Genomic DNA, 25,872 nt, shown 5'->3' with positions numbered 1-25,872 from the left:
TATTGAATAGGCTAAAACCTAGTTCTTGCGAGGCGGGACGGTGTAAGTAGTTACCACTTTTGCTAGAACCGAATCATCTTCTGAGGATACAACGGTCGTATCAGTAACAATGATTGTTCTTCCGGCGCGAACGATATGCGCGGTGGCAACTGCGTCGCCAGATTTCTTATTGGAAACAACGTTAACCGAGGAACTTACCGCCAAGGGGAAAGTACCAGGTTCTACTTGTTGCATTGCCAGCCATGTGCCGGTGATGTCGGCAAGGCCGAAAAGGGATGGGGCTGAGAACATCCCAGCAGGTTGAGTGATTGCCTTATGCAATGGCATGCCTACCTTGACGTGTTCTTTGTCACCTGAGATTGGGTATAGCTTTAACGTGATGGCGACATCATCGACTCGGGAATAAAAATTCTCCCATTGTTCCTTAAAATTCATGTCAGTTTCAGCCCTTCAATTTCTTCGCTCATTTCGGTTACCCAATCAGGTTCAGCGACCATAAGTGATAGGTCTTTACCGTCGCGTAGCTGGACATCTAGGACATAACGCAGTCCAGCTTGTTCGCATTCACTGATTGCGTCTACATCGCCCTCCTCAACGGCTACCACGATCCGACGGCAGTCCGGGTGGTTGGCGAAAATCTCCGCGACCTCCAGCTGCATTTCTTTCGCAGTGCCAAACGGCAGTTCTAGGTCGTTTTTCCCATAAGGATAGGTATGACGTAGGGGAGAGGACTCGATCGGGATGGCGTGCATTATGATGCCTCCTCGTCCAACATCTCGCGCACCATCTGTTTGATGGCTAGCTTGTCGATCTTTCCGGCCGAATTTCGGATGATTTCTTCAACAAGAATCAGTTTCTTCGGGAGTTTATAGCGTGCAAGATGACGTTCGCAGTGTTCTCGAAGCAGATCAATGGTGATTTCAGCTCCTGGATCGGGCTGAATCACCGAGATGACGATTTCACCCCACTTCTCATCCGGCAGACCGATAACTGCGTTTCCACGTACACCATCGAATTCAGCGATGACTCGTTCAACCTCAGCAGGGTATACGTTTTCACCACCGGTGATAATCATGTCTTTCAGGCGATCCACAATATAGTAGTAGCCGTCGTCGTCTCGGTGCCCTAAATCACCGGAATGGAACCACCCTGCGGTGTAGGACTTTTGTGTTACCTCAGGATTATTCCAATAACCTGTGGCAACATTTGGGCCTCGCACCCACAGTTCGCCGGTGACACCGGGTTCTTTGACTTCTTCGCCCGAATCCGGGTCGATGAGTCGAACCTCAGTGTAAGGCATGGGGATACCGCAGGATCCCGCTTTTTGATCCGTCATATGAGGCGGGAGGTAGGTTGCAAACGGGGCGGTTTCAGTAAGGCCCCACGCTTGTTGCACATTGATCCCCTTCTCCATGTATCGCCTAATCAGCACAGGCGGAACTGGGGCACCTGCACAAATGGTGGCGCGCATGGAATCGAGTTTCGCAGTTGCAAAGTGTGGATGGTTATACAGCGCTTCTAATTGGGCCGGAACCATGAATGTAGATCCAATTTGATGCTGCTCGATGTCAGCCAATACTCGTTCCGGCTCAAAGTGGCGATGGATCAACAGTGTGTTGGCGCGAACCAGTGCACGGATGGCGAAGGAATTAAGTGCACCGACGTGGAACAAAGGTGCGGTAGCTAGGGTTACATCGCCTGGTCGGCTGTCGACCATCGTGTCCACATTGATGGAATTCCACCACAGATTACCGAAGGTTAGTTGCACGCCCTTGGGTAGCCCGGTTGTACCCGATGTGAATAGCAAAAGCGCAAGATCCGTCATGGACATGGGGCGCGGTTTTAACTGGGTATCACCAGCCGGTGCCATAGTGGATGTAGCTTGCCAATAGAGAGGAACTCGACCGTCGACAGGAGCGTGGGTGTCGTCATCGACCACGACAACATGGTGCCGTTCGATTCCATAAATATGTTTGGCTTGGGGCAGGTAGGGGCCTTCGACAACGATGGTGTGCGGGGTGCCTTGCATAAGTAATTGCGAAATTTCCGGGGCGGATAACCGGAAATTAAACGGCATGAAGGTTGCTCCTAGCCACCATGCGGCCAGCATGGTGAACACGAAGGACTGCGAATTCATTCCCAAATAAGCAACACGATCACCTTGGCGGACGCCAGCTTCGTCGAGGTGCTGCGCCCACCGCATGATGGTGTCTTTGAGTTCAGCATAGGTAATTTCGTCGCCTTCGTAATTCAGCGCGACGAGATTAGGTTGATATTTAGCATGCCGCGTAATTTGCGAGCACGGATTAATGTCGACTTTATCGGCAGTGTGTGAAACACCTTGAACAATCACAATTCATCACCTCCAGCGGCAGTTCGGAATCCACGAGCGGCAATTCCGCCATCTGCGTTAATAATGGCGCCGGTAATATTTCCGGCATTGGTAGGGCTAGCAAGCATCACGAATGGGCCAGTAAAAGCAGCAGGGTCTGTTGAAATATCGTGAAGCGGAATATATGGGTTGGATCCCTGCCACCGATCAAGCGAATCGGAAAAACTACGAGTTTCCAACCCGATGGAGGCCGGGCCCCGTAAATCTGTGCGCATCCCGCCAACCGCAACTCCGTTGACTCGAACTTTGGGTGCTAGTTCGTAGGCAAACTCCAGCATCAGTCCACGGTCCGCGAATTTGCTGGCGGTGTAAATTGGTCCGCCACCAGCGGCGTAGAACGCGGCATTAGACAATGTCATGATGATAGAACCTCGGGTTTTTACCAATTCCCGCCACGTTGCTTCAACAGTAAGAAGGTAACCTTTGACGTTTATTGAGAAAATTTCGTCAAAGATTTGCGACAACTCATTGCCGTTGTGGCGAGTAACTGAGCGGTTATAATCCCAGATTCCGGCATTGGGAATGACAGTATCTAGTTGATTGAATTTTTCTAGTGTTGCGCTGACAGCAGCATGTAAGGCGGCGGGATCCCGAACGTCTGCGCCGAGTGCAAGGACTTTGTCCGGGTCGAGTTCTTGGGCAATAGTGCGGGCGCGTTCCTGGTCGACGTCGACCAAGGCAACGTTGGCTCCCTCCTTAACGAACCGACGACTCAGCGCAGCGCCGAGACCAGATCCAGCTCCCGTGATGAAGACAGTTTGGCCTGCAATCATGTCGGGCACCTCCTAAAAGAAAGTCGAGATGTTTTTGGAGGGCAGGACGTTGATATCCAGAAGGATGCGCCGATCGAAAATCTTGTATCCAGCGTCTGTTTTCCGCAGAAGATCGGTGCGGGTGCCAGCAAAAATATCGCGTTCGTTTTCCAGCCGGGTGCGCCACACTAGAAAGTTCGAGCGCACCTCAAGAAGTTGGTTTCCGTTTGGGTCTTCGGCATGACGCACGGAAAGATTAGTAATGAGATGGCGGGTTCGTGATGGGGGATCTTCAGCCCAGGCCATTCCAGAATCAAACCGGCGGATTCGCCACGCCAACGAGTCCTTTGTCTCGTCGTAAAATGCGGCTTCGTCTGGGGCTGCGATGGCAAGCGCTTGCTGCCTGCGCAACCGATTGGTTCGAGTAGGGGACCAGTAATATAGGTCATCGTCGAAACGTTCGAGCCAGTCGACGTAGCGGCCTTCGTCTAAAAGATCCGCCTCGTCGTAATAGAGGTTTTGAATCTCATAGTAGATTTCACTGTTGACACGATCGCCAACCGTGATGTCTTCACGTCGTAAGTAGTCGGTCATTTTTCTCTCACCCCTTATCTAACGGGCTAGCTTCTTTAGATTGACGGTTGGATCTGCCAGTTTCTCCTGGTCGACCACAATTTTCTGGTCGATGATTCGGCGAGCTGCGCGGACGGCCATTCCGGCATCTATCGCCGCGCAACCCGCCATCGTGCCGTCCTCGTTCATGCGAAATGCAACCTGTGGTTGACCCGTGGCATCGGGGCGAATGATGGTGGTGCCTTTAACAGACATGGAACCCACACCTTCAACATGGACGTTGTAACGATCAGTCCAAAACCACGACGAATTTCGGGTAGGAAGCTCCGAGTGATTAATAGCCGCTGCGGCAATTTGTGCATCGCAAACAGCAGATTCCCAGTGCTCATGGCGGCGTTCTAAAGATCCATCAGGATTGCGGTGCCGGGCGCAGTCACCAATTGCCCAGATATGCGGGTGTGAGGTTTGTTGGGAAGCATCAACCAAAACCCCATTGTCGCAATCTAGCCTGGCACTGCGGGCGAGTTTTTCTTCTGGAACAATGCCAACCGCGATCAAGACGTGATCCGCCGTAATCTCGGCGTGATCGTCGACATGCAAGATAAAATCAGCGCCATCCCGGTCGATGCGGGTAACAACACCGTTGACAAATTCAACACCGTTTGCCGCATGCAAGGAATGCAGGCGCTGAGCAATCTCATCACCAACCGCTGGGATTAATGCCACTGGTTGTGGGTCAATCAGCGTTACCTCAGCACCGAGTTCGTGGGCAGAAGACGCGACTTCAGCTCCAATTAATCCAGCGCCAATGATAGCAAGTCGGCTGCCAGGAACAAGGGCCGCTTTAAGATCAAGGGCGTTGGCAGCGGTACGCAGAACTCGCACATCTGGATCATCAAACCCCGGTGTTGGCAGGCTACGAGCTAAACCACCGGTCGCTAGAACAAGGTTCTCATATTCGATGGTGCGGCCATCTTCAAGGGTTACCACACGGGCATCAGCGTCAACACTGACGGCATGGCCGGTGATAATCTCAATGGCTTTTTCTTCGTAAAATTCGGCTGGTGCGAGCAAAATTTGCTCGGTGGTTTTCGCTCCATTCAGAATTTCTTTACTTAACGGTGGTCGGTCGTACGGCAATCCTTCGGGATCAATGATTGCGATGGAAACCTCTTCGTTCAGCGAACGTAGTTCACGTGCCAGAGTGAACCCACCAATTCCACCACCAATGATGACAGTGTTAATCATCGCCAGCCTCCGATGGGGTTCCCGGATACAACCAGATTTCATCGCCGCGAACCTCAACCTTATGGGTGTTGGTATCGTCAACCGCCGGCATGCACAAAACCTTGCCGGACTTCAGACAGAACTTTCCGGAATGCATAGGGCATTCAACTTCCGTGCCCTCAACCCAGCCGTCCGCGAGCGATGCATCACCATGGGTGCAGACATCATCAAGAGCGAAAAATTCGTCGTCTTCAGTTCGAAACACGGCGATCGGTGCGTCATATCCAGTGACATCTGATTCGAAGACAGCGCCTTCTTCTTGCTCAATGTCATCCACATGGGCAACTTTTACCGGGTCAGTCATGAGTGCATCCTCCGTTACAGTCAGAGTTCGGATTTTTTGAGTCTTCATCTGCGTTGCGCAACTCGTGCCAGGCTGGGGTGGCCATCAACTTCCGCCACCGGCGATACACGGCACGGCCTGCGGCATCGGAATACAGACTTGAGGTTTGGCCAGGGAAACCAGGTTCCTCGCGTAGATCACCAAGCCCCATTTGGTAATTCAGCGCCGTATTCCCAACCATGAATGCATGAGCGTTGGCCTGGCATTCAGACCAGTTTTCGCCGTCATCCTGCTCAAAGATGCCAGACGGGCCGAAAGTCCGAAGATTATAGAGCCGCTGCGCGTGGCGGACATCCTCTGGCATTGATTTATCCAATACCGTCCAACTCCATACCTCCATTTTGTTAGGTCCCTTTGGATGCCAAACTCGGATAGAGCCGTTTACCGGCAGGTAGGAGAAATTGGGGAAGACAGTTGCATGCCCATTGGTTAGTGGGCCCATCACTTGTTCAGGGGATAACCGCTGCCGAAGAAAGTCATAGTCGTAGTACTCATGAACTGGCTGGGCATCAAACCTATTGCGTGGATGAACAGGGAATCCGGCACCGTTGCCGTATTCGTCGGAGTATTGCCGTCCGGTACGCATGGCAATTTCTTTCTTAGGGCCTTTACCAGTCGGTGACATCACCATCAGCGCGGAGGCGTGGGACATATTCACGTGGTACCAGTCCGTGGCGAACTGTTCCGCCGCGAGTTTCCAGTTACCTTCCAAAACCCACTTCGTTACACCACCAACAACACAAGTGCCCTCTGGATCGCGATCCATAAAGGCATCGATGTACCAGCGCATGTCGCCGAGGGTGTCCTCCAATGGTTCCGCGTTTTCGTCCCAATTGGCGAAGATCAAGCCTTTGTAGCTTTCCACACGAGGAGCGGAAACCAAGCCCCAATCGGCAGGGTTGAAGTTTTCACCGTACGCTTCCTGGGCTGGAACATTTGCCAGATTGCCATCCAGGTCAAATGACCAGCCGTGGTAGGTGCAGGTGAAGTTTTTGGTTGAACCCATGTCTGCCCGGCATACACGCGCCCCGCGGTGGCGACAGTTATTGAGCAGGACGCGGATTTCGCGCTTTTTGTTTAAAACTGCGATGACCGGGTCTTCGCCCATATAGGTCTGGAAGAAGTCGCCTGGCTTTTTAAATTGGTCTTCGTGGGCGATGAATAACCAACTACGCGCGAAAATGCGGCGCATCTCTTGTTGGTAGACCTGAGTGTCCGAGAAGATACGGCGATCCACGAGTCCGCCATCTGGATCGACCATACCGCTGACGTCGAGATTGACATCAAGATTCGGTGGTCGGGTCAGGCCGCCACGAGGCATTGGGTTATCAGGGGTAGACACTGAACTCTCCTAAAGTTGACATAAAGACGAGGGTGCCTTAGGGGTTGCGGTTTGGGTGTTACGCACAACCCTTTTTGTAGGCTGGTTCACATTTAGTTTCTCTATACTGTGCCGTCACGCCTGAAAAGGTTCTAATCATTGTTCCGTAGAGTGGAACGAAAATATTAAAGCAAAGGTGGTATGCGGTTATCGTGGGCGATAACAGGTCGAAACCGAAGTAATATTCAGCCCATAACACGCATAAATCACCAATGGGTGAACCTCATTGCGTAATACAGGTTCACCATTTTGATTGATGATTCAACTATTTTCACTGCATGTTTTCTTTTCGCAACCAGCGGACTAATCAAAATGCTAAAAGTGGATTTTCAACCAGAAGGAGAGGAGTTTCTACCGATGACTGACAAACTAAAAGTTCCAGCAGCAGAAAAACCAATCGACAATCGCGGTGCTGTAGACAAAGCTTTTAGCCTGTTGCGTTGTTTTAGCGATCATGACGCCAATGGGATTGGCGTCAGCGAGCTGGCGCGTCGGGCTCAGATGTCGAAAACGACATGTCATCGTATCCTTGCCACCTTGGTTGCGAATGGGGCGATTGAGCGAGCCGGTGACGTGTATCGGCTTGGGCCCCTGTGCTTCGAGCTAACCCATACGACGGGTTCGTTGAAAAAAGAAGTCGTGGGTGAGGTGCTGACACCTTATCTAGCGGCGCTTTTTGAACAGACTAGGCAAACTGTTCACTTGGCCTTTTTGCAAGGTACCCAAGTGATATACGTTAATAAATTGTTTTCGATCAAACGGATACCAGCGCCGTCACGGATCGGCGGCAGCGCACCCGCATATTGCACTGGCGTGGGTAAAGCGATGCTAGCGTGGGACTACGAGCGCACAGAATCTGTAATTAAGGCAGGATTGACCTCATGGACCGAGAACACGATCGTTGATCCAAACAAATTGCGTGAAGAATTGGTGCGAGTACGGGTAGAAGGGGTTGCCTACGATCGGGAGGAGATCACGCCTGGGTTAACCTGCGTTGCTGCGCCGATTTTCGGTCGAAATAACGTGCCAATCGCGGCGATGAGTGTAAGCGGGCCAACTGCTACTTTCAACCCAGAAATGTACGTTCAAGCTTTACGACGAACTTGCAAGGCAGCTGGAAAGGCAGCTATCACCTTCCAACGGGCGCAGGAAGAACGTCGAAAAGTGGGGCAGTAGCACCCCACTTGTCCTGAAGATTGTCACTAGCCGCGTAATGCGACAGCAACATCAATGATCATGTCTTCCTGGCCGCCGACGTAGCCACGTCGACCGATTTCGCGCAGAATATCGGCGGTTGGGACGTCATAACGCTTCGCAGCGCGTTCAGCATGCAATAGGAAGGAATTGTAAACCCCCATCTGACCTTGCACGATCGAACCACGATCCATCATGGGAAGTCGCTCTACCATAGGCTTGAGTACGTCTTCGGCGGCGCTCAAAATTGCGGGCAAATCCACCCCGTGTTCGATTCCAAGCCGATCGAACGCGACAGCTAACACCTCTGTGGGAGAATTTCCTGCGCCAGCCCCAAGCCCAGCTAAGGAGCCATCTATCTGACGAGCACCAGCGCGAACCGCCAAAACCGAATTGGTGACGCCGAAAGACAAATTTTGGTGGCCGTGAAATCCAACTTGGGCTTCGTCACCAATTTCATCTACGAGTGCCGCTACCCGGTCGCCCGCTTCCTCCATGATGAGTGATCCAGCTGAGTCGACAACGAAAACACATTGGCAACCTGCATCAACCATGATTCGCGCTTGGGCGGCCAGTTCAGCAGGCGAAATCCGGTGGGAAAGCATCAGAAAACCACCAGTCTCCATTCCCATTTCTCGGGCAGCCTCAAAATGTTTAATGGACACGTCCGCTTCAGTGCAGTGGGTGGCAATACGTACCATCGCAGCGCCGCGTTTATGCGCTTCAGTAAGATCCGCGACAGTACCTAGACCGGGCAGAAGCAGACAGGCGATCTTCGCATTTGTGGCTTCGTCCACGGCAGCTTCAATAAGTTCTAAGTCGCTCACCTTAGAGAAACCGTAATTAAATGACGAACCACCAAGGCCGTCACCGTGGGTTACCTCGATCATTTCGATATTGGCATCGTCTAAGGCGCGTACCACCGCACGCACTTGTTCTGCGGTGTATTGATGCCGAATAGCGTGTGAACCATCCCGTAACGTGGTGTCATTGATCCGAATGTTAGTCATAATTACTCCCTTGGGTTAGGCACTGCCCGAATCTGAACGCAGTAAATCGACGTATTTATCAGCTGTAGCGACGGCTGCGGCGGTGATGATATCGAGATTTCCGGCATACTCTGGCAAATAGTCAGCTGCACCTCGAACTTCAATAAGCACAGTTACCCGACCCCAACCGTTCCACTCTCTACGGGCGGTATCAAATTGCGGCTCAGCTGTCAGGTGGTACCCGGGGACGTATGATTGCACAGTTTCGACCATGTGCATGATCGAGCTTGTTATCTGATCCTGCAATTCACCAGGCTCAGCCGCCTCAGGTGGCAGGGAGCAATAAACGGTATTGCGCATGAGCATTGGTGGTTCAACTGGGTTGAGAATCAGGATGGCTTTTCCGGTTTGAGCACCACCCACTTTTTCCAAAGCCGCGGAGGTGGTTTGCATGAACTCGTCAATATTGGCGCGGGTGCCTGGCCCTGCTGAGCGCGAGGAAATAGAAGCGACGATCTCGGCATATTCGACCGGGACAATCCGCGAAACCGCAGCAACAATCGGTGTGGTTGCCTGACCACCGCAGGTGATCATATTGACATTTTTTACCGTGCTGAGGGTATCAAGATTGACGGAGGGGCACACATAAGGCCCAACGGCTGCGGGAGTGAGGTCGATGGCTCGAATGCCAGCGGCTTCAAATCGTGGGGCATTGGCTTTGTGCGCATACGCTGAGGTGGCTTCGAAGACGAAATCAGGGAGATCTTTTTGCTCCAACAGCCAATCGACGCCACCGGCTGATGCGGTCACTCCGAGTTTCTCGGCACGCCGAAGACCATCAGATTCGGGATCAACCCCGATCATGTACACCGGTTCAATATTGCGGGAGTTTTTTAACAGTTTCATCAGCAGATCTGTGCCGATGTTACCGGGGCCAATAATGGCAGCGGTTAGTTTAGAAGTCATGGATAATCCTTAATCAAGGCAATGGGTAAGCAGGGAATGCACGATGGTGAGATTAAACAAAACGAACGTTGAGGCGGCCGAAACTACCGTAGTCAACGGATAACGATTGGCCTTGGACAACCGGGGCGGCAGCGCAGAAACTGCCCGATAGGATAATGTCGCCTTTTTTCAACTGAACTCCTTGCTCAGCAAGCGTGTGCGCCAACCACACAATCGGAGTGACCGGATGACCCATCACCGCCGACCCGGCGCCTTCACCCGCGACTACGTCGTCGATTATCATCGTTGCGCGAACGTCAGGTAGCTCAGCAACAGGAATGTCGACCGGCTCCGTCGATAAAATAATGGCACCACAGGAGGCGTTATCGGCGATGGTATCTACGAGACGAATATCCCAATCACGTACCCGCGAATCAATGATTTCAACCGCAAGATAAACGGAATCAATAGCGGCTTCAACTTCGGCCATCGTGGCATCTGGGTTTAGGTCGGAACCCAACCGAAACCCCAGCTCTGGTTCTACTTTGGGGGAAATGAATCGCGATACAGGTATATCAGAATCTGCCTCATAGAGCATGTTTTCGGTGAAAAACCCGAAGTCAGGACTATCGACGCCTAACTGTTGTTGCATTGCCACCGAGGTTAAACCAATTTTGCGGCCAATCACCCGGTGGCCTTCTGCGACAAAAGCTTCTTCCTGCAATTGCTGAATACGGTAAGCACCTGCAACATCTAAATCGTCGACAAGCAATCGGGGCGGTTCTACTGGCTGTCTAGTTGCATATGCACCTTTAAGCTGGTCGGCAATCGTGTGGTAAACAGCGTTTTTACTCATGCTGGTGGATACTTTCTTGGCTTTTGGGTGGATAAGAAATCACATTGGTATCCACCGCAATAGTGCTGAATACGTCAATTAAGGGGCGGCAATCATGATGCCAAACCCAGCAATGTACTCTCGGATGGGTTTGTAGTATTCAAATTCCACCGAGTACGCGCCCGCTGCACTATGAAGTGCGGAAAAGGCCGCTACCCACGAGCGCACCTCATGGGAAGAATGACCAGCCTGTTCGTCCATATCGTCGGCTCGGTACGCGTCGAATAAGGTGGGGTCGTTGGCGGCGCAATCCTCCATGAACTTCAGATCCCACTCCGGGTTAAGATCCAAAATTTCCGCCTCGCCCCGCGCGAACGCTTTCGCAGTATTAATAACATTCATCTGCCGATTATTACGTGCCTCCGCCGTGGGGTGCCGACCGTTAAGCAAAAGTTGTCGCTGCTCATCAGTTGCCGTAGCCCACTGCGGCACCGGCGGATCATGTGACAGCCCACCAGAGGCGATCAATAAAATCCGCTCATCCCGGCCAGCCAAGTATTCACCGATCGCCTGCCCCATTTTCCGAACCCGCTCCATGGGAACAAACGGACGGGCAACGCCATTGACATAAACCGGAACCGTAGGTTTTGCGGTTAGAGAATCGTATAACAACTCAATGGGCTGTACCGCGCCGTGATCAATCTCCATACGACGAGAAATCGCAATATCGATTCCCTTATCAATGACAAACTGAGCCATCTCCTCGCTGATCTCGGTGGGAACAGAAAGTGGGCCCTCAATGGAGTCGTAATCACCGACACTTAACGCTTCATACCCAATGCAGTAAGGCGGCATTAGATCATAAAAGAAACCGTTATAGTGATCCGGGGCGATCGTGACGATCAATTCCGGGTCGAATTCGTTGACAAAAGAACGAACGCGTGAAAACGCGTCGTTTAAGCTGGCCGTGACCTCATCACCCGGATCATTGATCCCAAGCAACGGGCTATGAGACATAGCCAAAAGCGCAAATTGAGCCATGATGATTTCCTTAAAATAGTGCTTTCGATTACATCGACAAAGCAAAAATGATAGGGGTAAAACCGAACCACCAGTTTTCAACCAAAAACACTGATGATTCGGGTGAAAGACAGACAAAATAGCCAGAACCGTTACCGGTTAAGCAAGAAATCGAGGTGAATCTTATTAAAGGTCTCGGTGTCCTCATACTGCGGCCAGTGACCACAATTCTCCATGACCGCCAACTGCCCGTTTGGTATCAATTCTGAAATACGGCGACCCTCATCTACCGGACCAGATGGATCCTTAGTTGTCCACAGCACTAACGCTGGCGCTTGGATTGCGCGCAGGTCGTCGTCGGAAAGCATATTACGCTTGCGGATCTCAAGGTTCTGCAACGCCATATTCATCTCACACGCCATCGGCCAATCAGGTTGTTCAAAAATCCGCTGTCGGGTGCGGATAAGATCCGGGGTGACCATTGTCGGATCCGCCATAAGCCACTCCAGCCGGGCTTTCACCCGCTCCCAGGAAGGATCCTTCGCCGCCTCCATAGATAAGGTGTACAACCGCTCCATCACCTGTGGGTTAGCCATCGTGCCGCCCATGGTGTTAAGCACAATGCGTTCCACCCGCTCGGGATAAAGCTGAGCCAATCGTGCGGTAGTCCAACCGCCAAGGGATTCGCCGGAGAAATACGCCTTCTCAACCCCAAGCTCATCCATGATCGCCAACACTTGGCCAACATAGTGCTTAATCTCCAGGGGGTGCTCTGGTTTGGTGGAGTAACCATGCCCGATGAAATCAATAGCATACACATTGAAATGTTCAGCATGCGCAGCCAAGTTGCGGGCATAAGCCTCCGCATGTCCGGTGATTCCATGAAGCATAAATAGCGTCGGCTTGTCAGGAGTACCTGCATGAAGATAACGAGTCCGGTATCCCCCTGCCTCTATATATCCTTGGCTGAACTCAACCTCAGCCAGATCATCCCAGACACTCGTGTATTGCTTATCAGACATTTTCCTCCTTCATGAACCGCAAAGAACTGGGCTGCTAAAACCCCAGAAATTAAAGATTGGTTGCTTATGTCATGATGGTAAGGTGCTGCACCTTGGCTTACTATCAAGTGTTCCAATCAGTGGAACACTTGGCTAGAGGAGCCAAAATAGCAAAAGCAAACGTCACCGATACACTTAGCTTTTCGACGCCCCACCAGCCGCTTCCTAAAGCATTAACTAACAAAATTTTCCGACCGGAAACAGCGAATTTTTGTCATTTTGACACATGGGAACCGTGAAAATTACACAAATTTACATAAAATGACAGCTATTTGACACTAAATGACACAAAATTACAAAAGGAAACTGAAAAAGTGTCATTTTCGGTGTAATTTGTCATTTTGCAGGGCTACCTGACACTTTTCTGTCATCTTTACACAAAAAGAGGTTATCCAGACATCAAAATTGGTTAGTGACACCAGAAAACTATCACCTAATCATTTTTTGCTGGGGATTGAGGAAACGTTATATTTCTCAGTTCTTCGAACACGAATTTTCGCTTCTTGGTCCACTCTTCGTCTGATTCAAACCTACTGAGTGACGTTACTGTTTCATCTTTAGGTTTATCGTCATCAGAAAGTTTATCTAATGATTTTTGAAGTTGGTCAGAATTGAATAATTTTGAAAAAACTTGTTCGTTAAAATAAAGTTCATCTTTTGGGGAAATGGCCATAGTGCACTCGACGAAAATTGTTGCGATATCAAGAATCTCCCACTGGGTAAATAGACCTAACTCATCAATTAATTCTTTAGCTTTATTTTGATTATGAATGCAAAGCCGTGACAAAACATCAAATCGTGATTGTTTATCCGTAAAGTCATTCTTATCAGTACGTTCATGCAATTTGCGGTATGCCTCATATAGCGCATTGCAAAGCGAATTTTGAAATTGTTCAGCGTTATTAGGTGGTGGATCTGGAGTTGTAGTCAGATTTGGAACGCTGAATCGACTGACGATACATAATGTCTTAGGTTCATCGGAAAGTTGCTTTACATATTGACCGAACTGTCCACTCGAATCAGTATCCACTGTATGCCATAAACACCGCCAACAAATCCGGTAGAGGATAGTAGGGATGGCATAATAGTGTTCTGCAAAAAGGAGAAGGTTTTCGATAATCCAAATGAGTAATGGTTGGGACAGGTTGGGCTTGTTCGATATAAGGGTATTTATTTTTTCAACGATGTACGGATGTTCCTGTTCGATCCATTGAATAAGTTGCCTTTGGTGGAAACGTTGCCTTTCATCGGGTTTTTCCTTCTCTAAGGAATCAATTGCTTTCAAGAGAAAACTGTCGTTAATGTCTTCGGCAGGAATGTCTGCAGAAAAATACCTGTCGAAGTACATTGGGGCGCAAATTCGTTTCTTCGGTGCTCGGGGGAAAAACCTTTCATGGTTGAGGCTGAATTTCGTCCAATGCTAGCCGCATACAAAAAAACCTAATACGTCACGGGCAATTTGGACTAAGGAATCTGGGTTTGCTGTACTGGGATTTGTGAATTCTTTTTGCCATTCAGATTTTTGATTACACTCTTTGTTTAATTTTATCGCTTCATGCAACCGAGGGTGTCTATGTTTACACCAACTTAAAACTACTAGGTCGGCAAAATTGAATTCTTTGGGGCTTCGGGGAAACTCAGCTTGCAGGCTTAGGAAGAATCGATTGAGATCCCGGGGTGTTGCTATATGTTTAATAATTGATTGTCGGAAGAATATTTCCAGTTCTCGGAGTTCCGTTGGGTCTGGTTCAAAATTCATAGCCTCCGTTAAAAGCTTCAGTCTTTCATCAAAAACTGCCAGTATTTGCTCATCACGTAATGGCGGAACAGGGAAAGTTACTTGCACAATTTTTTCAAGATAATTTGATGCCTCAATGCCATTGATTTCTTTAATGAAAGTACTGTTTGCTAAGAGCTGTAAAATCACAGACTCGTCATAGCTGAGGAGATAATGAATACGGGGAATAGAGCCAACAGATCGAATTAGCTTAAAAACTTCCATCAGCTCTTGGGAATCAAGACGATCAAGGTCGTCGATTATCACCAAGATATTTCTATTCTTCTTTTTTAGAGTGCGTCCGATCGACTTGCGTAGTTTTTGACTGTCTGGTTTATGCCGGAACGCAAGTTGAAGTGAACTGATTCGGATATATCCTAGGGCTTCGCCTAAAGCGAGAATTGGTCGAGCTTTTTGGAACAATTTGCCAGCACGTAAACGTAAGGGAAAACCAGTGTAGCGCAGATTCTGTGACAGCAGATTAAAAAATCCCTCTTGCATAGCCTCCAGATCTTTATACTCCCAAGGTGTGAAATTGAAAACTATGTTGTGATACTCGTAATGAGGCGTAAGGATTGCCTTGATCTCCTGTAATATGCTGGTTTTCCCTGCCCCCCAGGGGCCGGTGATCGCCATGACTACAGAATTATCTTGGGTCTTTATAGATTTGTAGAATCTTGCGATCTTAGTTGGAAACATTTTGCGATCGTAGAGATCTTTGTCCCAGTTCCCGAGGGGAGCGTCGAAATTATGAAAACCTGCTGAATCCTGCAACCCTGACATGCAAAAATTCCTATCTTTTAGTGCCCCACAATGCTCATCTGAAACACGGTGACCATCCACAGCATTGCAAACGGCACGAGGAACCAGAATGTGCCCATCCATGGCCGCCAGCGAGTGTAGTTGAGGTATTTGCGGTACATGATTACGCCGCACCCGATGGTGGCGATGATGGGGACCATGCTGGTTGCGGCTGGCCACCAGATTTCCGCTTGCCGGGAGCAAATCCATGTGGCGTGCCCGTCGTCGCAAAGCGAGCCGCCTTGAATGCGGGCGACCCAGGCGAGAATGTAGGCGACGATTCCGGTGATAACTGGGGTTAGTAGTGCCCAGGCGATCGCTTGCTTTGTTGATTTCTTATTAAGAGCAGCTTCTTTAAGCGGGTCTGGGGTGTCGGCCAGTTCATCAAAGGTGGTGGGTTGTGGACGGAACCGATTGGACTGGTCGGCGTCGGAGCTGAGGTCGTTTTCGGGATGTTCCATGAGTTACCTTGGTCGGATTATGAGGTCGGGGATGTGGGCATCAGTCGGTGTATTTAAGACGTTGAGTATGGTGCCAGCGATGGTATCAGCCGAGATGTACTCGCAGGGATTGTAGTCTTGATTTTCCTGGGCCCGGATCGCGCGTTGCATTTCGGTGGCTATCCGGCCGGGGTAAATGCTAGTGACCCGAATCTCAGGAGCTTCCTGTCGGAGTGCCTCGCACCAGGCGCGGGCGGCGTGCTTACTGGCTGAATATGCGCCCCACATGGGGTGGGTGTGGTGCCCGGCTCCGGAATTGATGTAGATAACGTGCCCTAAGGTGCGTATAAGTTGCGGTAGTAGCTGTTGGGTGAGTTCGACCGGGGCGTGGAGATTGATTGCCATGTGGTGTTCCCAGGCGCGCCGGGGCTGGTCGTGGGTGCTGCCAAGTTGCGCGACACCGGCGCAGTGGATCAGTGCGTTGATGCTTTGCGACGTCACCTGATCCGGTACCGTTATTGGGTTTGCGAAATCGGCGTGCCACCAGTGCAGATTGGGGTGGTTTAGTTTGGCGGGTTGGCTACGGTACTGCGCGTAGACGGTGTATCCAGCGTCTAAAAGGGTGCGGGTGGTGGCGAGGCCTACGCCTTGGCTGGCGCCAGTGATGACTGCGGTGGGCATTATTGTTCCTTTCCTCGGGTGGGGATCATGAGGACTGGCACTTGGACGTGCGGGAGGATTTCGGAAGTTTGGGAGCCAATGAAGACCCGTTCAAAGGCACCGAGGGGGGAGGAGCCGAAGCAGAGTAGGTCGCCTTTTTTCCATTTGAGTACGTCAAGAGCGCCGTGCCACCCGTTGCCGGAGCCTATGTCGCAGGTGATATCAATGTGGGGAAATGCAGCGTGAGCGCTGCTGCGGAGTCGGTCTAAGATTGCCAATGCGTTTTCGCGCCATTCGTGACTTAAGTCTATTGATGGTTTGATTGATTCTGAAACGGGAGGTGCCCCGAATCCATCTGGTGAGAGGGCGAGAATCCTCAGTGGAACGCCCCATGCGGCGGCGAGTTCGGCGGCTGTGGTTGTTGCAGATTCGTCCGTGTCTTGGCCAATGAAAGCTACATTAACGCGGGTGATGCCGCGTTTGGCTAGTTTGGGTAGGCGGGGTGCTAGGAGGAGTGGCCGAGGCGAAGAGTGCAGCATGGAGTCGGCTGTGGTGCCAGGTAAAAACCGGCCTTTAGGGGCGGCGGCTTTGGAGCCAAGCAGGATCATGTCCGCACCGAAGTCGTGGGCGGCTTGGGTGAGCATGACGGATTCAGAGGTGCCATCAGCGATGACAGCGACTGGCTCGGCCCATTGGGTGCGGTCAATGCCGACGTCGTTAAGCTTCGCAGCGACGGCTTTGGTGTAACGTTCGGTTTCCTTCTTGAACCATTTTTTATGCGTGGAGCCAAGTTTGCTCATTGCCGGTGACGGCCAAGGACGCAAGAATGTGGTGACACATTGGATGGTGACATCTGCGGTGCGAGCTACCCAAGCGGCGACTTCAAGCGCTTCGTCGCCGCTGGACTGGGGTTGCCACGCAACCAAGATGCGAAATTGTTGCATGTGGTGCCGTGGCGTGGACTGGGTTTTTGAGGGCATAGGCAACGGAGGTGGCAGATAGTTCTGATAGTTATGTCGGTTTAAAGTTTAGCGTGGGAAACAGTAGGTGAGTTGTTGCCTTAGGGTGAATTAGGTTTAGTTGTTGCCTTCTTGTTGCTGCATGAGTTCCGCAGTGTAGGCCTCGGCGAGTTCGGTGATGATATCTGCTGCTTTTTCGGCTTCGCCGAGCTTTTCGACGGGTAAGGTTGCCAGCATTTGCGCTAAATAATCGGTGCGTTCGTTCCCTACTCGTTCAAGCTCTTGCTTGCCAAACGGGGTTAGCTGCACTTTTACGCCACGCCGATCGGCTTCTTCCCGGATGCGTTCTACCATTCCTCGCTCTTCTAATTGATGCAACGCATTTGATGCAGTAGGCATTCGGATACCCTCGACCTTAGCAATATAGCTAATTCGGCAGGGTCCTTCTTCAGCCAGTCTGCCTAAAATTGTTAGTTGCGGCCCGGTAAGATCGGATGCTTCGGCAATACGAAAGTAAAGTACATATAACCGAGTGAGCGCTGGCCTAATACGATTTGCTAATTCCCAATGGGCGTTTGATTTCATGAGTTGAATTGTATCCATTCTGTGTGCAACCTAACGATTCATGCTTATAGCAGGAATGTATTTGGCAGTTTGCGTGCAGGTTTATATTTCCGTTTTGCTCAATATGAACAGTTGCATTGTAGCCGGTTGCGGTCAGGTGGCTATGTGATCAAGTCAGGAAGCTACGTATTAGGTGCCTAAGCCGCTAAACTTGTGGAATGGTTGAATTCCATGGTCAGGTTTCGCACCGGCTGGCACGAGCCAAGACGCTTCAATTGGTACGTGCTGGCCGTAAGTCGCACGACCAGGTGTGTGACGCTGATTTTCTGCTGCTCACCGCAGCAAAGTTTCATGGAGTATCGGCTGCGAACCCATGCCCGATCTGTGCGGAAGAAACCTTGCGGAACGTGCTGTGGGTTTATGGTGAACAGCTTGGTAATGCATCAGGCAGCGCTCGATCTGTGGCGGAGATTCAGAACTTTGCCAACTCAGGTCGGGAGTTTATTGTTCACACGGTGGAGGTATGCACCAATTGCAAGTGGAACCACTTGGTGCAGGCCGCCATTGCGGCACCGTCGGCGAGAACACCTGTTGACGTCGAAAAGCTGGAGCAAACGCTATGGGATACTCCCAAACAGCGGCAACCCCAGTCTGCGGTAGAAGAAGTACCAAGCTACGCAGTCCCATACTGTGTAGCCCGCTTTGAGGAAGAACTGTAAGTGGCAAATACAAATAGCAAAAAAGCCAAAGGCTCGCCTGCGCCTAACCGTAAGCGTTCTTGGATAAAAGGCAGCATCATCGCAGTGGTGTTAGCCGTGTTTGTTGCACCCTTGCTGGCATTCATGGTGGCCTATATTGTCACCGATGTGCCAGAGCCAGAAGAACTGGTGACTAAACAGGTGTCCCATATCATGGCTACTGACTCCACTACCGAACTAGCACGAATTGTGCCAGCGGAAGGCAACCGCCAAGAAGTCCCGCTGGACCAAATACCAGAAGACGTCCGCAATGCGGTTCTAGCCGCAGAGGATCGGCAGTTTTACACCAATAACGGGTTCTCCTTTACTGGTTTCGCCCGCGCCATCATCGGCCAAATCACTGGCAACACCTCAGCTGGCGGTGGCTCAACCATCACCCAGCAGTACGTGAAAAACATGGTGGTTGGTAACGATTACTCTTATAAACGTAAGGCCAAAGAACTTGTCTATTCGGTCAAAATGGCCAATGAATGGAGCAAAGAACAAGTTCTAGAGGCATACCTCAACACCATCTATTTTGGCCGTAACGCTTATGGTATTGACGCCGCCGCCCGTGCATACTTCGACGTGCCAGCACAAGAACTCAACGCAGCTCAAGCTGCCGTTTTGGCAGCCTCAATTCAGCGTCCATCCCAATTGGATCCGTGGGCTAACCGGGAGGAAGCAGAAGAACGCTGGAACTACGTACTTGACGGTATGGTTTCCGAAGGGTGGCTCGACGAGGGTACTCGTGCTGGTCTTGTGTATCCCGAAACCACCGACCCGGCTCTCAACCGCGCCTACACCGAAGCCACCGGTCCCAATGGCTTGATCAAAAACCAGGTTATGGCGGAATTGGAAACCTTAGGCATTACCCAAGATGATGTCGAAACCCGTGGCTTGCGAGTAACCACCACCATTGACATGAAAGCCCAAAACGCCACCACCAAATCAGTGACCGAAAGCATGCGCAACCAGCAGGACAACATTCGAGTCGCAGCTGTGAGCGTGGAACCAGGCACCGGAGCGGTACGCGCCTATTACGGTGGTGAAGAAGCAACCGGCTGGGATTACGCCAATGCGCCACTGCAAACCGGCTCTACCTTCAAGGTCTTTGGCGTTGCAGCCGCAGTCCAGCAAGGTATCCCTACCACCCAAACCATCTCCACCGCGCCGTACCAACTGCCAGGTGTCACCGTACCTGGTGGCGGATGTAACGGTGCGTGCACCATGAAAGAGGCGCTCAAGCAATCACTGAATACCCCATTTTTGCGGTTGCAGGACGAACTCGCCAATACCACCCAAGACACAGCAGACATGGCGCATGCGCTAGGCATGGCACGCTCCCTGCCAGGGATTGAGAAAACATTGACCGAGCACGGTGAACAGCCATTCGAAGGTATTATTCTCGGACAGTATCAGTCCCGGCCGATCGACATGGCGCATGCCTTGGCGACACTGGCAAACGAGGGTGTGTGGCACGACACCTACTTCGTTGAGAAGGTGGAAACCGCTGACGGGCAGGTCCTGTACCAGCACGGCGCAACAGAAGGCGAACGTCGGGTGGCTGCCAATGTTGCCAACACGGTGCTAGAAGCAATGCTGCCGATTGCGGGCTGGTCTGGATATAAGGACCTGGCTGGTGGGCGCGAATCCGCCGCTAAAACCGGTACTACCCAACTTGGTGATACGGGGTTGAACAAAGACGCTTGGATGATCGGTGCGACACCACAATTAGCTACCGCAGTCTGGGTTGGCACCCATGACAACTCCCCGCTACTTAACCAATGGGGAGCAAATATGTACGGCGCGGACCTGCCCGCCACCATCTGGAAAGGTGTCCTGGACGGCGCACTTGAAGGACGCGATTTGGAAGAGTTTCCAGCACCTAAACCGTTTGGGTTTAGTAAGGGTCGCGGCTCAATCGGGCCGGTAATCGCCACGCAGGCACCAGTAATAGACAACTTCCAACCGGAGGCTCCACCTGTAGAAGTGCCAGCTGAACCAGCAATACCGCAACCCCCAGCGGTTACTTTCCCAGAAGAAGGAGTAGAAATTCTGCCAGGTGTTGTCATTCCGGGCGAGTTGCTCACTGAAGAATAGTGAAATGTCAACAGCTGTGCGGCTGGCGGCTAAATAAACACTATGTTTGAGACAGGTGTGTTGGTAGTTTCGTGCGCTATCAACACATCTTTTTTGCTACTAGCTGGACTCTTTTTGGCTCATCTTTCGCCCCTGTAATCGCGTCGGGCACTACTAGGTACCAGGTGGGGTCTACTTAGGAGTTGGCGAAAAGATAAGGATACTATTTGGCGGGGTTACACTGATTAAAAGAAGTCGCAGTCCCAGTCAAGGAGAACTAGCAGCAACAATGGATGGCACAACGATTCTTACCATGGCGAGTGTGTTCGCTGGTTTCTTATGCTTTGGCGGGTCTTTTGCAAGCTTCATGTATAAAAAATCGCCGAAACTGATTTGGGGTTTGTTTAGTGTAGCTATTCTATTGATTACGGTTATTCCCGTGGTGCTAGCGGTATTTGTTTCTGTAGAACCGCGATGAGAGCAAACAAGAATCGACTTTTGGCAGCAGATGGGGTATGTTTGACAGGTTGCTGACGCAACGACCCTCCTGCCACAACCAGTTCCGGGTGTGGCCGAAACGAGATTTATATACAAGACCATAGGAGGTGATGAGGTCCGTGCGTCACTACGAAGTCATGATCATTCTGGATCCTTCCCAGGATGAACGCACTGTTGCCCCGTCCCTGGACAAGTTCCTAGAGATCGTCCGCAAGGAAAACGGCACCGTGGAAAAGGTTGACATCTGGCCAAAGCGCCGGTTGGCCTACCCAATCAATAAGAAAGACGAGGGCATCTATGCTGTCGTCAATCTGCACTGTGAGCCAGCCACCGTTCAGGAACTCGACCGTGTTCTTAACCTGAACGACAACGTTCTGCGCACCAAGGTTCAGCGGGACGACAAGTAAACCTAGGTCAGGATGAGCACTGCGCAGGGAAAATATCGAAAGCTTGAGCAAAGGGTATTTTCATGTCGGTGTCAATGACTAAGGTTGCTAGTTGAAACCAAAAACCTTCAAGCGTTATAAGAATCCACCAATTCTTGTTGCGCCGATTACCTAAAAATCTAAAGCAGAGATGAAAGGCTAACGAACATGGCACAAGGAGACGTCAATATCACGATCGTCGGCAACGTAGTTGCCGACCCCGAGCTTCGCTTTACCCAAACGGGTGCTGCGGTAGCTACGTTCCGTGTGGCTTCTACCCCACGTCGCTACGATTCACAGTCTGGCCAGTGGGTCGACGGTGAAGCAATGTTCCTTTCCTGCAACATCTGGCGTCAAGCCGCCGAGAACGTCGCCGAGACCCTTACTAAGGGAATGCGCGTGATTGTTACTGGTCGGCTACGGCAGCGTTCGTATGAATCCCGTGAGGGTGAGAAACGAACGGTTATGGAGCTTGAGGTCGAAGAAGTCGGCCCATCCCTGCGCTACGCAACCGCACAGGTCAATCGCAATCCTCGAGAAGGCGGCTACCAAGGCGGCGGTGGTAATTTCGGCGGCGGCAACGCTGGCGGTAACTTTGGGGGCAATTCCGGCGGGTTTAATGGCAATCAAGGCGGATTTGGCGGTGGCCAACCAGCAAACCAAGGTGGGTTTGGTGGTGTCCAACAACAGTCTGCGCCTGCAAATGATCCGTGGAGTAGTGCCCCACCAGCAGGTGGATTTGGTGGTGCCGACGATGAACCACCGTTCTGATAGTCGTGTACCTAACGTAACCAAATAACACAGATGTAAAACTTTCCCGAGGTGCAGGTCACCTTGGGTGCTAAAGACCACGAAAGGCAGGGATCATGAAGCTGATCCTCACCGCCGCCGTTGAAAACCTCGGTGTCGCAGGCGACATTGTTGAGGTTAAAGACGGCTACGGACGTAATTACCTGCTTCCACGCGGCCTGGCAATCGTAGCCTCCCGCGGTGCTGAGAAGCAGATTGAGGGCATTAAGCGTGCCCAGGAGGCTCGCGCTATCCGCGACCTCGACCATGCGCGTGAAGTAAAAGCACAACTGGAAGCACTGGAAGGTGTGAAGGTTTCTGTGCGCACCTCTGAGAAGGGTAAGATCTTCGGCTCTGTATCTGCTGAGGATATCGCCGCAGCCGTTAAGGCAGCAGGTGGCCCGAACCTGGACAAGCGTTCCATCGAATTGCCTAAGTCTTTGGTTAAGACCACTGGCGCATACAAGGTGAACGTTAAGCTGCACTCCACCATCGCAGCAACGGTGAACTTCGAGGTCGTTGCTGCCTAATCACAGGCGCTAAGCAGCGACGGTCCCGCAGTGAGGGACCCAACGACAACAGCATTGAACGGACCGGCCGGCCTGGCCTTAGTTTCCAGGCCGTGGCCGGTCCGTTCGTATTTCTAACGTTAATATACTTTTCAGTTTTATCGGTAGGGATGTGCAATATTTTTGGTTACTGGATGGTGTTTAACTGAACCGATTCACCCCCGATTGTGTTTTATCCCAAGCCTCCTGTGGATAACTTGTGGGAAAACTCACGCTTTCTGATTTTCAGCATCGAAAAACTGCCAAAAGTCGTGTTGTCAAATGCACTGCTTGTGGGTGTTTTCCACGGATATGGTGAAAGTTATCCACAGGGGTGAAATTAGGATTAACCTGCATTTTTGGGATAAACCTGGGGTATTTTTGATGATGTGATGAAAGTTATCCACAGGCATTCACATTATTCCACCATCCATAAACAGGTTTATCCACAGAGCCTGTGGATAACTCGGGGATTTTAGAATTGTCTAAGCCGGAAAAATCTGGTAGAGAATGTGATTATGGGTGACGGCCTGGGGGTTGAAACTCATGTGAAAGCAGATAAAGATGTTTTCGTCTCAGTGAGTCTGGGGAAAAATCCTTAGTAACTATTTATGTCCGATGTTTTCAGGTAAAAAAGAATACATGAATCCCGTATTGGATGGTGTGGCCCGATACTACGAGCAAGGCGAAAGTGTCCCTCTCGAAGATTACGGCCTGCTTAGCAATCACCGCACTGTAGCATTGTGCTCACGGTATGGCAGCATTGATTGGCTGTGCCCACAGGTAGACGGCGAAGCCATCTTCGCCGCATTGGTGGGGACAAGCAACCACGGATGCTGGCGCGTTAGCTTAAGTGAACCAACCGCTATCCAATGGGAGTATGAGAAAACCAACTCTCCCTATCCGGTATTGCGTACTACCTGGACTACTGAAACCGGTGTGGCAGTGCTGCGCGATACCTTGGCTGTGGCGGAGACAGGGGCAAGTATCATCATCCGCGAACTCGTGTGTGTCGAAGGTGACGTTACCGTCCAGCACGATTTACGGCCTCGTATTAATTATGGCTTGCAGTGTCCTGCCTGGCAGCGTCATGAAAATGAACTTGATGTCTACGAATTTTTTAATGAAGACGGTATTTTGGAATCCACGTTTTTCGGACGATTGCCGACGCTAGTTTCCGATATTGCCAGCGATTTCTATGAAGAATTCTCTCTTAGCTCCGGTGACGAGCAGAGGTGGGAATTAGTTTTAACCGCTACAGAATCGGACAATAAAAAGCTTGCGGCGACTTTCGTCGAAGCGGCCACCGACGTTTCAGCATCGTCTACAGCCTCTGGCATGGCAGGCAAATGGGAGATTTTGCTTAATCAGTCAGTAACCGCGTTGAAGGCGTTATGCTTGGCTAACGGCGCGGTTCTAGCAGCCCCAACCGCGTCTTTACCGGAAGACTTTGGGGGAGAGCGAAACTGGGATTATCGTTATTGCTGGCTGCGTGACTCGGCCTTCAGTATCGAGGCATTGTTGATTGCCCAATCCATGGGGCTTGTCGACGCCACCGGGTATGCGCGGCGCTGGCGGGACTGGTTGTGTGCGGTTATCGGCGAGGACGTCGATAAGCTCCGGATCATGTATGGCGTGCGTGGTGAAACCAATTTGGATGAACGAATCCTTGCGCACCTTCCTGGCTATGAACGCTCGTTACCAGTACGGATTGGTAATGGTGCGGTCGAACAATATCAAGCTGATGTTGTGGGTGAATTGATGTTGGTTTTAGCCAAATTACGGGAATACGGTATTGAGGAAACCCCGCATTCGTGGCGGTTGCAAAAGAAGCTCTTAGATTATTGTGATGCGAACTTTGAACGACGCGACCACGGTATTTGGGAAATGCGGGGCGAATTGCACTATTTCACCCACGGCCGCGTGATGATGTGGGCTGCATTCAACGCCGGTATCACCGCAGTGGAAACGTATCCGGAGTTGGCGGAAGATGCTGATGTTGCTATGTGGCGTCGACGCCGGATTGAGCTTCGGGAAGAGATAATTTCACGTGGTTTTGATGAGAAAACCGGCACTTTTCTCCAAACCTATGAAGGACAACCTCGCTCCGTCGACGCATCTTTATTGCAAATACCGCAAACCGGTTTTATTGACGCTAGTGACCTACTCATGCAACGAACCGTCACCGCCATTGAACAGAACCTGAAAGATATTCATGGTGACAGCCACGGTCTGATTTATCGATACAGGACCGATCCGACTGGTACCGGAAACCTGGCGATGGATGGTTTGAGCGGGCACGAGTACCCATTTCTTATCTGTAATTTTTGGCTGGTGGAACAGTATGCCGCCGCTGGACGGATCGAAGACGCCGAAAAATTAATGGATCAATTGGCAAGTTATGCTACGGATCTAGGGTTTTTAGCCGAAGAATATGACCCGGAGCACGGCCGACTAGCCGGAAACTATCCGCAAGCGTTTTCACATATCGGCGTAATCAGGGCAATCGCGGCGATCAATAAAGCGAAGACTATGAAAAAATAATTCCAGCATCAGCGGCGGGACTCAATTGAGGTTCGGCAGTACATCTAGCTTGCTTATAGTTGGAACTTATGCGGGTATATTTTGCCAATGCTTTCTTCATTAGACTGGTGCGCTAGAATCCTAGGGTGCGTATATGGCACTAAGTTCACTTACCTTATGGTGAACTATAGGGGAGAGGAATGCGAGAGATGAGCAGCGATTATTCGTCGCAAAGCTTCGATGATGCGCCGGATGCGGGGACCACTACCCACAACGTTGCCTTCGACGGTTCCGCAG

26 protein-coding genes and 1 pseudogene are annotated in these 25,872 nt (G+C 51.1%); 8 read left to right on the top strand and 19 right to left on the bottom strand.

What is annotated here, in order from left to right:
* Window positions 1-18 precede the first annotated feature (18 nt).
* From CMUST_RS14870 to CMUST_RS14835, 8 genes are read right to left on the bottom strand one after another with little or no spacing between them, the layout of a single operon-like run.
* The gene (locus CMUST_RS14870) at window positions 19-435 is read right to left on the bottom strand and encodes a PaaI family thioesterase (protein WP_047263167.1); all 417 of its coding nucleotides are present in this window, start codon (window positions 433-435) and stop codon (window positions 19-21) included.
* The gene (locus CMUST_RS14865) at window positions 432-752 is read right to left on the bottom strand and encodes a hypothetical protein (RefSeq protein ID WP_047263166.1); all 321 of its coding nucleotides are present in this window, start codon (window positions 750-752) and stop codon (window positions 432-434) included. The genes CMUST_RS14870 and CMUST_RS14865 overlap by 4 nt, the downstream gene beginning before the upstream one ends.
* Window positions 752-2,353, bottom strand: a complete 1,602-nt coding sequence (locus CMUST_RS14860) for an acyl-CoA synthetase (RefSeq protein ID WP_047263165.1) — start codon at window positions 2,351-2,353, stop codon at window positions 752-754. Before CMUST_RS14860 ends, CMUST_RS14865 begins: the two co-directional genes overlap by 1 nt.
* Window positions 2,350-3,165 (bottom strand): SDR family NAD(P)-dependent oxidoreductase, encoded by an 816-nt coding sequence (locus tag CMUST_RS14855; RefSeq protein WP_047263164.1) that lies wholly within the window; start codon window positions 3,163-3,165, stop codon window positions 2,350-2,352. The genes CMUST_RS14860 and CMUST_RS14855 overlap by 4 nt, the downstream gene beginning before the upstream one ends.
* Window positions 3,166-3,177: 12 nt before the next feature.
* A complete protein-coding gene (locus CMUST_RS14850; RefSeq protein WP_047263163.1) occupies window positions 3,178-3,738 on the bottom strand; it encodes an aromatic-ring-hydroxylating dioxygenase subunit beta in 561 nt (186 codons plus the stop codon).
* Between the two features lie 18 nt (window positions 3,739-3,756).
* Window positions 3,757-4,965: an NAD(P)/FAD-dependent oxidoreductase gene (locus tag CMUST_RS14845; RefSeq protein WP_047263162.1), complete on the bottom strand. Its 1,209-nt coding sequence runs from the start codon at window positions 4,963-4,965 to the stop codon at window positions 3,757-3,759.
* The gene (locus CMUST_RS14840) at window positions 4,958-5,308 is read right to left on the bottom strand and encodes a non-heme iron oxygenase ferredoxin subunit (RefSeq protein WP_047263161.1); all 351 of its coding nucleotides are present in this window, start codon (window positions 5,306-5,308) and stop codon (window positions 4,958-4,960) included. The genes CMUST_RS14845 and CMUST_RS14840 overlap by 8 nt, the downstream gene beginning before the upstream one ends.
* Complete coding sequence (locus tag CMUST_RS14835) at window positions 5,301-6,668, bottom strand: aromatic ring-hydroxylating dioxygenase subunit alpha (RefSeq protein WP_047263714.1); 1,368 nt, start codon at window positions 6,666-6,668, stop codon at window positions 5,301-5,303. The genes CMUST_RS14840 and CMUST_RS14835 overlap by 8 nt, the downstream gene beginning before the upstream one ends.
* A gap of 417 nt (window positions 6,669-7,085) precedes the next feature.
* On the opposite strand from CMUST_RS14835, the gene CMUST_RS14830 reads away from it, so the two are divergent.
* A complete protein-coding gene (locus tag CMUST_RS14830) occupies window positions 7,086-7,904 on the top strand; it encodes an IclR family transcriptional regulator (protein ID WP_047263713.1) in 819 nt (272 codons plus the stop codon).
* A 26-nt stretch (window positions 7,905-7,930) separates the two neighbouring features.
* On the opposite strand, the gene dmpG is transcribed toward CMUST_RS14830, so the two are convergent.
* From dmpG to CMUST_RS14775, 11 genes are all read right to left on the bottom strand, one after another.
* Window positions 7,931-8,932: a 4-hydroxy-2-oxovalerate aldolase gene (gene dmpG / locus CMUST_RS14825; protein WP_047263160.1), complete on the bottom strand. Its 1,002-nt coding sequence runs from the start codon at window positions 8,930-8,932 to the stop codon at window positions 7,931-7,933.
* 15 nt (window positions 8,933-8,947) lie between these two features.
* The gene (locus tag CMUST_RS14820; RefSeq protein WP_047263159.1) at window positions 8,948-9,877 is read right to left on the bottom strand and encodes an acetaldehyde dehydrogenase (acetylating); all 930 of its coding nucleotides are present in this window, start codon (window positions 9,875-9,877) and stop codon (window positions 8,948-8,950) included.
* A 52-nt stretch (window positions 9,878-9,929) separates the two neighbouring features.
* Window positions 9,930-10,712, bottom strand: a complete 783-nt coding sequence (locus CMUST_RS14815) for a 2-keto-4-pentenoate hydratase (RefSeq protein WP_047263158.1) — start codon at window positions 10,710-10,712, stop codon at window positions 9,930-9,932.
* 78 nt (window positions 10,713-10,790) lie between these two features.
* Window positions 10,791-11,732: a 3-carboxyethylcatechol 2,3-dioxygenase gene (locus tag CMUST_RS14810; protein WP_047263157.1), complete on the bottom strand. Its 942-nt coding sequence runs from the start codon at window positions 11,730-11,732 to the stop codon at window positions 10,791-10,793.
* Window positions 11,733-11,863: 131 nt separating this feature from the next.
* Window positions 11,864-12,733 carry an alpha/beta fold hydrolase gene (locus tag CMUST_RS14805; protein ID WP_047263156.1) on the bottom strand — a complete coding sequence of 290 codons (870 nt, stop codon included), beginning with the start codon at window positions 12,731-12,733 and terminating at the stop codon, window positions 11,864-11,866.
* 472 nt (window positions 12,734-13,205) lie between these two features.
* A complete protein-coding gene (locus tag CMUST_RS14800; protein ID WP_144414245.1) occupies window positions 13,206-14,057 on the bottom strand; it encodes a hypothetical protein in 852 nt (283 codons plus the stop codon).
* A 135-nt stretch (window positions 14,058-14,192) separates the two neighbouring features.
* Window positions 14,193-15,332: a P-loop NTPase fold protein gene (locus CMUST_RS14795; RefSeq protein ID WP_047263154.1), complete on the bottom strand. Its 1,140-nt coding sequence runs from the start codon at window positions 15,330-15,332 to the stop codon at window positions 14,193-14,195.
* Window positions 15,333-15,349: 17 nt separating this feature from the next.
* Complete coding sequence (locus CMUST_RS14790; RefSeq protein ID WP_047263153.1) at window positions 15,350-15,811, bottom strand: hypothetical protein; 462 nt, start codon at window positions 15,809-15,811, stop codon at window positions 15,350-15,352.
* Between the two features lie 3 nt (window positions 15,812-15,814).
* On the bottom strand, window positions 15,815-16,471 hold the full coding sequence (locus CMUST_RS14785) for an SDR family oxidoreductase (RefSeq protein WP_047263152.1): 657 nt from the start codon (window positions 16,469-16,471) through the stop codon (window positions 15,815-15,817).
* Complete coding sequence (locus CMUST_RS14780; protein ID WP_144414287.1) at window positions 16,471-17,394, bottom strand: universal stress protein; 924 nt, start codon at window positions 17,392-17,394, stop codon at window positions 16,471-16,473. The genes CMUST_RS14785 and CMUST_RS14780 overlap by 1 nt, the downstream gene beginning before the upstream one ends.
* Before the next feature lie 132 nt (window positions 17,395-17,526).
* Window positions 17,527-17,994, bottom strand: a complete 468-nt coding sequence (locus tag CMUST_RS14775) for a MarR family winged helix-turn-helix transcriptional regulator (RefSeq protein ID WP_047263712.1) — start codon at window positions 17,992-17,994, stop codon at window positions 17,527-17,529.
* A 197-nt stretch (window positions 17,995-18,191) separates the two neighbouring features.
* On the opposite strand from CMUST_RS14775, the pseudogene CMUST_RS14770 reads away from it, so the two are divergent.
* From CMUST_RS14770 to CMUST_RS14740, 7 genes and pseudogenes are all read left to right on the top strand, one after another.
* Window positions 18,192-18,548: pseudogene (locus CMUST_RS14770) on the top strand (DUF5318 family protein); the annotation flags it as partial.
* Between the two features lie 267 nt (window positions 18,549-18,815).
* Window positions 18,816-20,813 carry a transglycosylase domain-containing protein gene (locus CMUST_RS14765; RefSeq protein ID WP_144414286.1) on the top strand — a complete coding sequence of 666 codons (1,998 nt, stop codon included), beginning with the start codon at window positions 18,816-18,818 and terminating at the stop codon, window positions 20,811-20,813.
* Between the two features lie 268 nt (window positions 20,814-21,081).
* Complete coding sequence (locus CMUST_RS17100; protein WP_047263149.1) at window positions 21,082-21,270, top strand: hypothetical protein; 189 nt, start codon at window positions 21,082-21,084, stop codon at window positions 21,268-21,270.
* A gap of 139 nt (window positions 21,271-21,409) precedes the next feature.
* Window positions 21,410-21,697 (top strand): 30S ribosomal protein S6, encoded by a 288-nt coding sequence (rpsF, locus tag CMUST_RS14755; protein WP_201779253.1) that lies wholly within the window; start codon window positions 21,410-21,412, stop codon window positions 21,695-21,697.
* A gap of 186 nt (window positions 21,698-21,883) precedes the next feature.
* Window positions 21,884-22,486 carry a single-stranded DNA-binding protein gene (locus CMUST_RS14750; RefSeq protein ID WP_047263147.1) on the top strand — a complete coding sequence of 201 codons (603 nt, stop codon included), beginning with the start codon at window positions 21,884-21,886 and terminating at the stop codon, window positions 22,484-22,486.
* Window positions 22,487-22,581: 95 nt separating this feature from the next.
* A complete protein-coding gene (rplI, locus tag CMUST_RS14745; protein WP_047263146.1) occupies window positions 22,582-23,034 on the top strand; it encodes a 50S ribosomal protein L9 in 453 nt (150 codons plus the stop codon).
* 660 nt (window positions 23,035-23,694) lie between these two features.
* A complete protein-coding gene (locus CMUST_RS14740) occupies window positions 23,695-25,596 on the top strand; it encodes a glycoside hydrolase family 15 protein (protein WP_047263145.1) in 1,902 nt (633 codons plus the stop codon).
* Window positions 25,597-25,872: the final 276 nt, after the last annotated feature.

Source organism: Corynebacterium mustelae, from assembly GCF_001020985.1.
Classification (GTDB): domain Bacteria; phylum Actinomycetota; class Actinomycetes; order Mycobacteriales; family Mycobacteriaceae; genus Corynebacterium; species Corynebacterium mustelae.
This window is presented reverse-complemented; position numbering and strand designations above follow the sequence as displayed.